14 protein-coding genes are annotated in these 12984 nt (G+C 27.3%); all 14 read left to right on the top strand.

From position 1 onward, the window contains the following. Window positions 1-93 precede the first annotated feature (93 nt). The 14 genes from aroE (at window position 94) to ftsY (ending at window position 12947) form a co-directional block, all read left to right on the top strand. Entirely contained in the window at window positions 94-945 is an 852-nt protein-coding gene (aroE, locus tag RWY47_RS08025) for a shikimate dehydrogenase (RefSeq protein WP_150843276.1), read from the top strand. Beyond that, a complete protein-coding gene (locus RWY47_RS08020; RefSeq protein ID WP_025161749.1) occupies window positions 938-1306 on the top strand; it encodes a type II secretion system protein in 369 nt (122 codons plus the stop codon). The genes aroE and RWY47_RS08020 overlap by 8 nt, the downstream gene beginning before the upstream one ends. Beyond that, a complete protein-coding gene (locus RWY47_RS08015; protein WP_035115334.1) occupies window positions 1303-1800 on the top strand; it encodes a hypothetical protein in 498 nt (165 codons plus the stop codon). The genes RWY47_RS08020 and RWY47_RS08015 overlap by 4 nt, the downstream gene beginning before the upstream one ends. A 21-nt stretch (window positions 1801-1821) precedes the next feature. Continuing rightward, window positions 1822-2244: a hypothetical protein gene (locus RWY47_RS08010; RefSeq protein WP_021429677.1), complete on the top strand. Its 423-nt coding sequence runs from the start codon at window positions 1822-1824 to the stop codon at window positions 2242-2244. Then, window positions 2234-2761, top strand: coding sequence for a hypothetical protein (locus tag RWY47_RS08005; protein WP_168930399.1), 528 nt, complete (start codon window positions 2234-2236; stop codon window positions 2759-2761). The genes RWY47_RS08010 and RWY47_RS08005 overlap by 11 nt, the downstream gene beginning before the upstream one ends. Further along, window positions 2758-3264, top strand: coding sequence for a shikimate kinase (locus RWY47_RS08000; protein WP_035115326.1), 507 nt, complete (start codon window positions 2758-2760; stop codon window positions 3262-3264). The genes RWY47_RS08005 and RWY47_RS08000 overlap by 4 nt, the downstream gene beginning before the upstream one ends. A 49-nt stretch (window positions 3265-3313) precedes the next feature. Continuing rightward, window positions 3314-3766, top strand: a complete 453-nt coding sequence (aroQ, locus tag RWY47_RS07995; protein ID WP_332840796.1) for a type II 3-dehydroquinate dehydratase — start codon at window positions 3314-3316, stop codon at window positions 3764-3766. Beyond that, window positions 3756-4823 (top strand): M24 family metallopeptidase, encoded by a 1068-nt coding sequence (locus RWY47_RS07990; protein WP_021429732.1) that lies wholly within the window; start codon window positions 3756-3758, stop codon window positions 4821-4823. The genes aroQ and RWY47_RS07990 overlap by 11 nt, the downstream gene beginning before the upstream one ends. Window positions 4824-4845: 22 nt before the next feature. Then, window positions 4846-5403, top strand: a complete 558-nt coding sequence (gene efp / locus RWY47_RS07985) for an elongation factor P (protein ID WP_021429540.1) — start codon at window positions 4846-4848, stop codon at window positions 5401-5403. A gap of 90 nt (window positions 5404-5493) precedes the next feature. Continuing rightward, the gene (locus tag RWY47_RS07980) at window positions 5494-5937 is read left to right on the top strand and encodes a CD1247 N-terminal domain-containing protein (RefSeq protein ID WP_035115320.1); all 444 of its coding nucleotides are present in this window, start codon (window positions 5494-5496) and stop codon (window positions 5935-5937) included. Window positions 5938-6302: 365 nt separating this feature from the next. Next, entirely contained in the window at window positions 6303-7004 is a 702-nt protein-coding gene (gene rnc / locus RWY47_RS07975) for a ribonuclease III (RefSeq protein ID WP_021429628.1), read from the top strand. 1 nt (window position 7005) lies between these two features. Beyond that, window positions 7006-8076 (top strand): elongator complex protein 3, encoded by a 1071-nt coding sequence (locus RWY47_RS07970; protein WP_168930401.1) that lies wholly within the window; start codon window positions 7006-7008, stop codon window positions 8074-8076. Window positions 8077-8102: 26 nt separating this feature from the next. Further along, the gene (smc, locus tag RWY47_RS07965; protein ID WP_224170665.1) at window positions 8103-11660 is read left to right on the top strand and encodes a chromosome segregation protein SMC; all 3558 of its coding nucleotides are present in this window, start codon (window positions 8103-8105) and stop codon (window positions 11658-11660) included. A gap of 9 nt (window positions 11661-11669) precedes the next feature. Next, on the top strand, window positions 11670-12947 hold the full coding sequence (gene ftsY, locus RWY47_RS07960) for a signal recognition particle-docking protein FtsY (protein WP_224170666.1): 1278 nt from the start codon (window positions 11670-11672) through the stop codon (window positions 12945-12947). Window positions 12948-12984: the final 37 nt, after the last annotated feature.

Raw genomic sequence — 12984 nt, 5'->3', positions numbered from 1 at the left:
AATTTGAGATATCCTATTTTGAGTTTAAAAAAGAACAATCAAAGCTGTATAATATATATAACAAATGGAAATAAAAGCTAACAGGAGGTAATTATGGATATAAATGCAAAGACTAATTTATTATGTTTAATAGGAAGTCCTGTTGAACATAGTTTTTCACCTAATATACATAACTATTTAATAAAAAAAAATAATCTGAATATGAAATACATGTGCTTTAATGTTAAAAGTGATGAATTGGAAAATGCTATAAAAGGAATTAAAGCTTTAGATATTAAAGGATGCAATGTAACTATTCCGCATAAGGTGGAAATAATTAAACATTTAGACGCAGTAGATAAGAATGCTCTATTGATTGGAGCTGTAAATACTGTAAAAAATGAAGGTGGAAAGTTAATTGGATACAATACTGATGGTATTGGGTTTGTAAAATCAATAACAGACAAGGGCTATGATATTTACAATAAAAAAGTTTTAATAATAGGAGCGGGAGGAGCTGCTAGAAGTATAGCTGTAGAAATGGCATCAAATGGAGCTAAAGAAATAAATTTAAGAAATAGGACTATAAAAAATGCTAAAGAAATATCTGATGTTTTAATTGATAGTTTTGGCATAAATTCAAAATTTTCAACAGATGAAATAACTAAAGATGATTTAGAAAATATAGATATAATAATTAATACGACGCCTATTGGAATGGATAAAGATAAAGATAGTTGTCCAATAGATGAAAACATCAATTTAATTAATAAAGATATACTTGTATGTGACATTGTTTATAATCCTCATGAAACTAAATTTATTTCTTGGGCTAAAAAAAATAAACTTGATATTGTATATGGAATAGATATGCTTATAAATCAAGCTGTACAAGGATTTAATATATGGACAGGTATTTCTGCGAATGAGCATGAAAAGTTAAAGGATATACTAAAGAATGTATAACTATAAACATAAGAGAAACGGATATTTAATTTTAGAGAATATTGTATCTTTAAGCTTAATAGGAATAATGGCATCACTAGTTGTAAGTATATTTTCAACTAGTGTTTTTAATTTAGAAAAATCATACAATACAAGTAAAATGATAAATTTGGCAAAAAAAGAAATGTGTAGTATAGAGTATGGAATTCAAAACAATAAAGAAGAAAATTTATTTAAAAGGACTAGCAAAAATATTGAAGGATACACTGTAAAATCAGAAGTGATAAAAGAAAGAGATTACTTTAATTGTTATCGTGTTTCTGTTTGTGTTAGTTGTGAAGACAAAAAAATGATGATAGATAGTTATGTGGTGAGAACATGAAAAAAAGAAATGGATCAGTGATGATAGTAACATTATTGTGTTGCTTTATATTAAGTTGTATATGCTTAGGATGTATAGAACTGGTTAAAACAAATAATGATATAGTTTCTACAAAGGAAAAGTCAGTGAAGATGGAATATGAGGTAAAAGGAGGCATAAATTTAGGATGTAGCAAAATTGTAGAAGAAGTTAATAATTTAATTGAAAATAATATAGAAGAGAATGATTTAGAATGCAATTTTAAAAATCACTTTTTAGGAAATAACAAAATAAATATAATAAAATCTATAGAATCTATGGGAGATAATCAATTAAAAATAAGAGTTGTAAATAATGACATTTACCTAGACGATGGTTATATAAAATTAGATATAGAATCAAAAAAAGAAGATAGCAACTTTAAGAAAACTGCTATATGCTCAGTAAAAATAAATATTAAATCAACCGAAGAAAATGAAAAGAGGGTATTCAAATACAATTATAAGGAGACTTAGAGAAATGAAAAGAGAAGGAATGTGACTTTAGTTGAAGTTGTAATAGGTATAGGAATAATTATGACTATATTAATGATAAGTTTTCCAAAAGAAAAATCACAAAAATATGAAATGGATTCTTTTGCAAGACAGCTAGTAGGAGATATAAGATATGTTAGAAGTATGAATTCAAATGGAAATCTTAGTGTTTTTCTAGAAAATATTAGTACACAAGATAATCCTAGATATGTAATAAAAGAAAATACCGACATAATGAAAACGGTATACCTGCCTAAAAATTCGAGTTTATCATATCCATCATCAACAATAAAATTCAAATCAGATGGAACACTTAGCTCAAAAGGAGAAACTATAATAATTGATTCAAAAGATAGAAAAATAAAAATAACTATAATTCCATTTAGCGGAAGAGTTTTATTAAAAGAGGATATGTATGAAACGTAGAGAGGGTTATCTTATATTAGAAATTTCAATATCTATGTTAATAACGAGTATCGTATTAATTATATTATACAGTTTATTATTTACTTCAATGAATATGTACAAAAGAATCTACAGTAGCATAGAAATACAACAGCAGGGTTTAGAAATTCAAAAGCATATGGAAAAAGAGCTAAGTGGAGATATAGAAATAACTGATGTAAAAACAGAAAATAGTCAAATTTTAACTGGTAAGGAGCTTGAATTTACAAAAGTAAAATCTATTTACTATAAATCCAAAACAAATTTGGAATGCAATGACTGCGATGAACTATTTTTAAATAAAAAAACTAAGAAGCTTTTTATAAAGAGAATGGGATACAAATCAGGATATGAAGTAGGAGATTATATAGATGACATATACATATCTAAAGAAAAAGATGGTAGAATTGTTAATATAAAATTAGAACTATCTAAGAATAAACAAAAACATTGCGTTGAATTTTCAATATACAATGATGATATAGGAGAACTTGTATGAAAAATATAATCTTAATTGGATTTATGGGGACTGGAAAGACTACAGTTGGAAAGGAATTAGCTAGAATTAAAGGTATGGATTTTTTAGATATGGATTTAGAACTTGAAAAAAAAGAAAATAAAACAATAAACCAAATTTTCAAAGAACATGGAGAAGCATATTTTAGAGAGAAAGAATCAGACTTACTTAAAGAAATATCTTGTCTAGAAAATACTATAATATCTACTGGGGGTGGAATTATAGAGAATGAAAGAAGTGCTAAAGTTTTAAAAAATATGAAAACTGTAATATGGTTAGATGGAAATGTTAATACTATAGTTAACAATTTAGAAAATGAAATAGACAAAAGACCGAAACTAAAAGATATAAATGATATAAAAAACTATATCCAAGAACTATTAAATCACAGATATGAAAAATATAGAAAATGTTCAGATATCAAAATAAATATTGATGATAAAAATATAGTCCAAGTAGTTAGGGAGATACTTGTTTATATTTAACAAAATATGTTATTATATAGAGTATAAACGAGTTTTTATCAAAAGGTTGGTGGATGCTATAAAAATATTAATAATTAATGGTCCTAATTTAAATATGTTAGGAAAAAGAGAACCTGATGTATATGGGAAAAATACATTAGAAGATTTAGAATATAGCATAAAACAAACATTTAAAGATACTATTGATTTTGAATTTTTTCAAAGTAATCATGAAGGATGTATAATAGATAAATTACATGAGGCTAATTGTAATTTTGATGGAATTATTATAAATCCTGGCGCGTTTACACATTATAGCTATGCTATAGCAGATGCCATAAAATCTATTAGTACTAAAGTAGTAGAAGTACATATATCAAATGTGCACAAAAGAGAAGAATTTAGACAAAAAAGCGTAACAGCTAGTGCATGCATAGGACAAATTACAGGATTTGGATTTTATGGATATATTTTAGGGGTAAATGCAATAATAAATTGTGAGGTGGGTATAGGTGAAAAATAGAGTTTTAAAATTAAGAGCAGAGATGGAAAGATTAAACTTAGATGCAATTTTAATTGAAGAGTCTAAAAATAAAAGATACATATCTGGATTTACAGGAACTGCTGGTTCTATAATAATAACTAAAGAAAAAAACATATTATTTACAGACTTTAGATATACACAACAAGCTAAAAATCAAACAGAGGATTTTGAAATAGTTGAAATATCTAGAACAAACCCAATCACAAATTTCTTGAAAGAAATGGATATGAAAAGATTAGGATTTGAAGATGATAAAATGAGTTTTTCAACATATTCAAATTATAAAGAAGCTTTATCTAGTACAGAAATGGTTCCATTAAAAGGATTAATGCTAGATTTAAGAGCTATAAAGGATGAAAAAGAATTAGAAGTTATAAGACAAGCTTCTAAAATTGCAGATAATGGATTTAAATATATATTAGGATTTATTAAGCCAGGAATGAAGGAAAGTGACGTAGCTTTAGAGCTTGAGTTTTTCATGAGAAAACAAGGTGCAACTGGAGTATCATTTGATTTTATAGTAGCATCAGGAAAAAGATCATCTATGCCTCATGGAGTAGCTAGCGATAAAGTTATAGAGTTAGGCGATTTCGTAACAATAGATTTTGGATGTGTATATAATGGATATTGCTCAGATATGACAAGAACTATAGTTGTAGGAAAAGCTAATGAAAAGCAAAAGGAAATATACAATATAGTATTAGAAGCTCAATTAAAGGTTATAGAAGCTGCGAAAGCTAATATGAGTGGAATAGAACTTGACAATATCGCAAGACAATATATAATTGAAAAAGGATATGGTGATAAATTTGGTCATGGCTTAGGACACGGAATAGGCCTTGATGTACATGAACTTCCAAATGTTAATACATTAGGAGAAAAGTTATTAAAGCCTAATATGGTTATAAGTGATGAGCCAGGTATATACATAGAAGATTTTGGTGGTGTAAGAATTGAAGATCTACTTATAATAACAGAAGATGGATGTGAAGTATTAAATTCATCACCAAAGGAATTAATAGAATTAGAATTTTAAGTATAATTATGGAGGGACACATATGGTAACAGCAGGTGATTTTAGAAAAGGTGTAACGTTTGAGAAGGATGGTCAACCATGTTTAATAGTTGATTTCCAACATGTTAAGCCAGGAAAAGGTGCTGCGTTTGTCAGAACTAAGTACAGAAACTTAAAAACAGGAGCAATAAGAGAAGAAGCTTTTAACCCAAGTGACAAGTTCCCTAAAGCTCATATAGACACTAGACAAATGCAATATCTATACAATGATGGTGAGTTATACTACTTTATGGATAACGAAACTTTCGAGCAAATACCACTAGACTATGAAAAAGTTGAAGATGCAATCAAATTCTTAAAAGAAAATGAAACTGCAACAATAAGATTCTACCAAGGGCAACCATTCCAAGTAGAAGCTCCAAACTTTGCAGAACTTGAAATAGTTGAAACAGAGCCAGGAATCAAAGGAGATACTGCAAGTAACGTTACTAAGTCAGCTACAGTTGAGACTGGTGCAGTAGTTCAAGTACCTTTATTCATAAATACAGGAGATAGAATAAAGATAGATACAAGAACTGGAGAATATTTATCAAGAGTTTAATAATTTATGAATATAAAAGCTTATATATCTAATAATAGATATATGGGCTTTTAAATTTATACAAAAAAATAAGGAAAGTGAGGGGTTTTAATGAAATATTTATATGAAGAAGTTGCATACTTAAAAGGTCTTGCAGAGGGATTAGAAATAAGTGAAGAAACAAAAGAAGGCAAAATAATAAATAAAATAGTAGATGTTTTAGAAAGTTTTGCAGATGCAATAGTAGAATTAGAAGAAGAACAAATAGAACTTATAGATTATGTAGAATCTATAGACGAAGATTTATCAGATATAGAAGATGATATATACGAAGAAGAAGATGAAGACGATGAAGATGATGATGAAGAATATAACTACATAGAAATGGAATGCCCTAATTGTAATGATTTTGTAGAGATAGATGAGGACCTACTATATAATGAAGACATAGATATAGTATGCCCTAATTGTCAAGCAGTTATATTATCATCAGAAGATGAGTGTGAATGCTCAGATGAATGCATATGTGATTGCGATTGTCATGATGAAAAATAAAACTGTATAAGTAAAGAATTTATAGAGCCTATGAAGTTATATAAGATTCATAGGCTTTTTTACGCCTAATTAAATGACACTTACTAAAAAGTTATGGATAGTTTATGGTACTTAGTTATAGCTATATCAAATGTTTTGGGCGTAAAAAAGCTTTTTGAGCAACGGACTAAGTCGTTGGCGATATGAACGAAGTGAATTTTTACGCCTAATTAAATGACACTTGCTAAAAAGTTATGTATAGTTTATGGCACTTAGCTATAGCTATATTAAGTTTTTTGGGTGTAAAAAAGTTTATATTATGTTTTGCAATAATTTTAGAAAAATAGTACACTATAGTCTATAGATATTTAAATGGAGGTAAATAAATGAAAATAAAATCAAGTATATTAGTTAATATATCAAAATTTGAAGATATTATTAAATATAAATTTAAAAATAAAAAATTTATATTAGAGGCATTAACACATAGTTCATACTCTAATGAGAATAAATCTTATTCATTCAATGAAAGATTAGAATTCTTAGGAGATTCAGTGTTAGGAATAGTAATAAGTGATTATTTATTCCAAAAGGAACAAGATTTACCAGAAGGTGAGTTAACAAAATTAAGAGCCAATATAGTTTGTGAAGAGTCTTTAAGTGACGTTGCTAAAGAAATAAATTTAGGAAGCCACATTCTTTTAGGAAGAGGAGAAGAAGCTACAGGAGGTAGAGATCGTATATCTATACTAGCCGATGCATTTGAGGCTGTAATAGCTGCAATATACCTAGATGGCGGAATTGAAAATGCAAAAGAATTTATATTAGATCACATGGAAGCTATAATTCAAGACTCTATAAAAGGAAGAATCTTCAGAGACTATAAGACTCATTTACAAGAGGTTGTACAAAGTAAAGGTGAAAGTATAATTTCATATAACTTAGTAGAAGAAATTGGACCAGACCATAACAAACGATTTGTAATGGAAGTTACTCTAGACGGTGAAGTTTTAGGAAGAGGAGAAGGTAAGAGCAAAAAAGAGGCAGAACAATCAGCTGCAAAACAAGCATTAAGAAGGATGATTTAATATGAAAAAGAGAATTATACCTATATTTGTGCCTCATAGGGGATGCCCTCATGATTGTATTTTCTGTAATCAAAAGAAAATTACTGGAGTAAGCACAGATATTACAAGTGAAGATGTAAGAAATATAATTGAAGAATATTTAACTACAATAGATAAAGATGCAAGTATTGAAATTGCATTTTTTGGAGGTAGTTTTACTGCTATAGATATGGATGTTCAAAGAAGCTTACTTTCTGTAGCTAAGGAATATGTAGATAAAAATATCGTAGATGATATAAGGATGTCTACGAGACCTGATTGTATAAATGATGAAATACTAACTATGCTAAAAGAATACAAAACAAGTATTATAGAACTTGGAGTTCAATCCTTAGATGAGAAAGTATTGATAGATAGTGTAAGAGGTCATAGTGATGAAGATGTATTTAAAAGTTCAAAGCTTATAAAGGATTATGGTATAAATTTAGGATTACAGATGATGGTAGGGTTACCATCAGACACAGAAGAAAAATGCATAAAAACAGCAAAAAAATTTATAGAATTAAAACCGGATTGCGTAAGAGTATATCCTACTTTAGTAGTTAAAGAGACAGGTCTTGAAAAGCTATTAAAGGAAGGTAAATATAATTCATTTACACTTGAGAAAAGTATAGATATAGTAAAAAAAGTTTTGGTTTTATTTTATATAAACAATATAAATGTAATTAGAGTTGGATTACAAGCAACTGAAGATATAGCAATAGGAAAAGAAGTTCTTGCAGGTCCATACCATCCAGCTTATAGAGAGTTAGTTGAAAGTAAGATGTATGGAGATTTTATTGAATACTTAATTAAAACATATGAGGTTAAGAAAAATTTAGTAGTTTTAGTTAATAAAAGAAATGTATCTAGAATATTAGGAAATAAAAAATCTAATGTAATAGAAATAAGAGAAAAATACGATGTTTTATTAAAAACTAAGGAAGCAAATTTAGATATAAATGAATTAGAATTTGTATTAGATGATGAAAAAACTATAAAGTTTAATACAAAAGAAATATATATGAAATTAAGCGATATATACAACCTTTAGTTTTATTTTGAAGGGAGAGAAAGGTATTGTATTTAAAAAGATTAGAACTTAAAGGATTTAAATCCTTTCCAACTAAAACAGATGTGCTTTTTAACGAAGGTATAACAGCTATAGTTGGCCCAAATGGAAGTGGAAAAAGTAATATATCAGATGCAGTAAGATGGGTATTAGGGGAGCAAAGTATAAAAAGTTTAAGAGGCGATAAGCTAGAAGATGTAGTATTTGCCGGAACAGATACAAAAAAAGCAATGAACTATTGTGAGGTAGCATTAACTATAGACAATAGTGACAAAAAATTAGACATAGAATATAGTGAAATTACTATAAAAAGAAGAGCTTACAGAAGTGGGGAAAGTGAGTTTTTCTTAAATAATAAGTCTTGTAGATTAAAGGATATAAAAGAATTACTATTAGACACAGGAATAGGTAAAGATGGATATTCTATAATAGAACAAGGTAAAGTTGATGAAATTTTAAGCAATAACCCTGTGAATAGAAGAAAAGTATTTGATGAAGCCTGTGGAATATCAAAATATAGATATAAAAAACAAGAAGCGGAAAGAAACCTAAAGAATACAAAAGAAAACTTAAATAGAATAGAAGATATATATGTTGAGATAGAGAATCAGTTAAAACCTTTAGAAACTCAACAGAAAAAAGCTATAAAATATTTAGAAATAAAAGAAGAGTTAAAAAAAATTGAAGTAAATAGTTATATAAGTGAAATTGAAGAATTAGAGGTTCAAGCAAAAGAAACATTAAATCATGATAAAGTTCTGAAAGATCAAATGGTTTCAGTTAAATCTAAAAAAGAAACTTTAGAAAAATCTATAACTGATTGTGATGAGGAACTTGAAGAAATTGATGTTAAAATAAACAAGACTATTGAATATATAAACACTATAAAAGGTGTAATAAACAAAAAATATTCAGAACTTAGCGTTCTTAATGAAAAGATAAAAAATTGTAACAGTGATATACAAAGATATACAAATGAAATTAGCTATATAAATAAAAAAATAAATGATGATAGTTTAGAATTAAAAAAATTAAATGAAAGCAAAGATAATGCTTTTAAAAATTTAAAAGATATAGAAAATAAAATAGGCGAAGTTGAAATAAAGAATAAAGATAAAAAAGAAAGCATAAACAAAGTAAGTCAGACTATTGAAACTTTAAAAGATGAAATAATAAACTTACTAGATATTAAACAAAATAGTGCAAATAAACTATCTACTTTAAATGCAAATATTGAGAATATAGAAAATAGAACTAAAACCATAGATATAGATATAGAACATATACAAAAAAATATATGTAATAAAAAAGATGAAATATCGAAATTTAATTCTAAAAAACAAGAAAAATTAAGTTTAATAGAAAGCTTAAAACAAGAATTTGAAGATATTAATAAAAAGGTAAATTCTCTGAAAATAGAATATGACAAAGTAAGTAGTGATATACAAGGCTCTAAACTTAAAATAAATGAGTATAACTCTAAATTAAACATATACACTGATATGGAAAAGCACTATGAAGGATTTAATAAAGGTGTAAAAGAAGTGTTAAAGAATAAAAATTTAGAAGGTATATATGGAGCATTAGGTCAGGTTATATCATCTAGTCAAAAATATGAAAAAGCACTAGAAGCATCGCTTGGAAGTTATATGCAAAATATAATAACTAAAGATGAAAATAGCGCTAAAAACGCTATAAATTACTTAAAGAAAAATAATTTAGGAAGAGTTACATTTTTACCTTTAAATATAATTAAATCTAATAAAACAGATAAAAATGCAATAAAAAGCAGTACTAAATACATAGGTATAGCCAGTGAATTAGTTAAGTTTGATGAAAAGTATAAAAATATAATTGAAAATGTTTTAGGAAGAACGATAGTTATAGGAAGCATGGATGAAGCTATAAAGTTTGCTAGAGAAACTAACCATAGATATAAGGTGGTAACTTTAGATGGAGAAATTCTAAATCCAGGAGGATCTTTAACTGGAGGAACAGTAAGAACTAATGGAAATATACTTTCAAGAAAAAGATTGATAGAAGAGTTTAAAGAGAATATAGAAAAAGAAAAAGAAAAACTAAATTCATTAGAACAAGAGAAAACTAGTTTAAGAGGTTCTATAGATTCGAACCTTACAAAAATCGAAAAAATAAATAATGAATTACGTGAAAGTGATAAAAGTGTAGTTGTTATTAATGCAAATATAAAAAGCGCAAATGACGAAGTTTCAAATTTAAATAATAACTTAAATAAATTTGAAAATGAGAAGTTAAGTTTAGGTGAAAATTTAGAATATACACTAACAAAAACTAAGGCATTAAAAGAAAATATAAATGAAATAGAACAAAAGCATCTGTTAAATAAAAATGAAATAGACACATTAAATTCAAAATTAAAAGAAATAAATGATGTTTATGAAGTAGATAAAAGCAGATTTGACGATTTAAATATAGAATATGCTAAATTAAATCAAATTCACCAAGCTACAATAAAGGATATAGATAGAATTCAAAAAGAAATAAAATCACAAAATGATGTCCTTAAAACTACAAAAGAACAACTTGAAGAAAGTAAATCTAATACTGTTAAAATTCAAGATCAGATTAAAATTGAAACTTCAGAAAAAGAAAACTTGGAGAATCAAATTATAGATGAAAATAAAAAATTAAGTCTAAAAAAAGAACAAAAAGATTCTATTAAGAAAAATAGAGACGCTATAAATACTGAATCTAAAAATATAGATAGACAGTATATAGAAGTTAAAGAAAGTTTATTTAAGATAGAAAATAAAATAGAAAGACTAAGATCATCTAAAGAAAATTATATAGCTAAACTTATAGAAGAATACGAATTAAGTTTAGAGGAAGCAAAGTCATTAAAAGATGAATCTGTAGTTATTGATAAAAAAGAGCTAGAAAACCTAAAAAGACAAATAAAAAGTCTTGGAAATGTAAATATAGACTCTATAAAAGAATATGAAGAAATAAAAGAAAGATATGATTTTTATAGTGAACAAAAGAAAGATTTAGAAGAATCTATAGAAGTTATATATAAACTTATTAAAGAACTAGAAGAAAATATGAAAAGAGAGTTTAATGAAAACTTTATTTTAATAAATGAAAACTTTAAAGTTGTTTATAAAAAATTATTTGGTGGAGGAAATGGAGAACTTAGAATAGTAGATAAAGATAATATTCTAGAAAGTGACATAGAAATAGTAGCTCAGCCACCTGGGAAGAAAATGAAAAATTTAAATCTTTTATCAGGAGGAGAAAAAGCACTTACTGCAATAAGTATATTATTTTCAATAATACTAGCTAAGCCAACTCCGTTTTGTATACTAGATGAAATAGAAGCCCCACTAGATGATGCAAACATATATAGATTTGGAGAGTTTTTAAAAGAACTATCTAAAGATACTCAATTTATATCTATAACTCATAGAAGAGGTACTATGGAGGTTGCAGACTATATATATGGAGTTACAATGCAAGAAAAAGCAATCTCTAAGGTGATAAGCCTAGATCTAAAAGAAGCTAAAAAATTAACTGAAGATATAATATAAGGAGGCAAAATGTTTAAGAAGTTATTCAAATTTGGAAAGAAAAAAGAAGAAGAAACTGTAGTTGAAGAAGATATTCAAATCGACGAAGTTAGTGAAGAATCAGCTACTGATGAAGAAGAGCAAAAAGAAGAACTAGTAGAGTCTAAAGAAGAAAACAAGGAAGAAACTGTAGTTGAAGGTGCAGAGTTTAAATTAGAAGAAAAACATCATTTAGATGAAGAATCAGAAAATAAAGAAGAAATAATAGAGATTGACAATGAAGAGCAGATTGAACAAACTTCGCTAGAAGAAGTAGAAGAAGTAGAAGAAGTAGAAGAAGTAGAAGAAGTAGAAGAAGTAGAAGAAGTAGAAGAAGTAGAAGAAGAAATTACAAAAGAAGGTTTATTTGCAAGACTTAAACAAGGACTTACTAAAGCTAAACAAGGAATAACAGATAAAATTGATGCTGTTTTAAATTCATATACTACAATAGATGAAGATCTTCTTGAAGAACTTGAAGAAATACTAATAACAGCAGATGTTGGCGTAAACACTACTATGGAAATGATAGATGGACTAAGAGATGCTATAAAAACTAAAGGTATTACAGATCCTTTAGCTGTAAGAGGTGAGTTAAAAGCTGTAATATGCGATATGTTAGGCGAAGAAGATTCTAAATTAAACATAGAGCCTGGTCCAAGTATAATATTAATGGTAGGAGTAAATGGGGTAGGTAAAACTACTACAATAGGTAAGCTAGCTAATAGATACACTAAAGAAGGTAAAAAAGTACTCCTTGCAGCAGGTGATACATTTAGAGCAGCAGCTATAGAACAACTAGAAGTATGGGCGAACAGAAGTAATGTGGATATAATAAAGCACCAAGAAGGCGCTGATCCAGGAGCTGTAATATTTGATGCCGTTAAAGCTGCTAAAGCTAGAAAAGCAGATGTATTAATTTGTGATACAGCAGGAAGGCTTCATAATAAAACTAACTTAATGAATGAACTAGGTAAAGTATTCAAAATAGTTGATAGAGAATATCCAGAAGCGCAAAAAGAAGTTTTACTAGTTGTAGATGCTACAACAGGTCAAAATGCGGTATCTCAGGCTAAAACATTTAAAGAAGTAGCTGATATAACTGGAATAGTTTTAACTAAATTAGATGGTACAGCAAAAGGTGGAGTTGTTTTAGCTGTTAAATCTGAAGTTGATGTTCCTGTGAAACTTATAGGTGTTGGAGAGAAAGTAGAAGACTTACAAGATTTTGATTCAAAAGCATTTATAGATGCGTTATTTGGGAACTAATTAGCTTTTTAAAATAATTGTTGACAACTTTATTAGT

The sequence above is a fragment of the Paraclostridium sp. MRS3W1 genome (assembly GCF_032465715.1).
In the GTDB taxonomy this organism is placed as follows: domain Bacteria; phylum Bacillota; class Clostridia; order Peptostreptococcales; family Peptostreptococcaceae; genus Paraclostridium; species Paraclostridium dentum.
The sequence above is the reverse complement of the archived record's forward strand: the minus strand, read 5'-3'. Positions and strand labels throughout refer to the sequence as shown.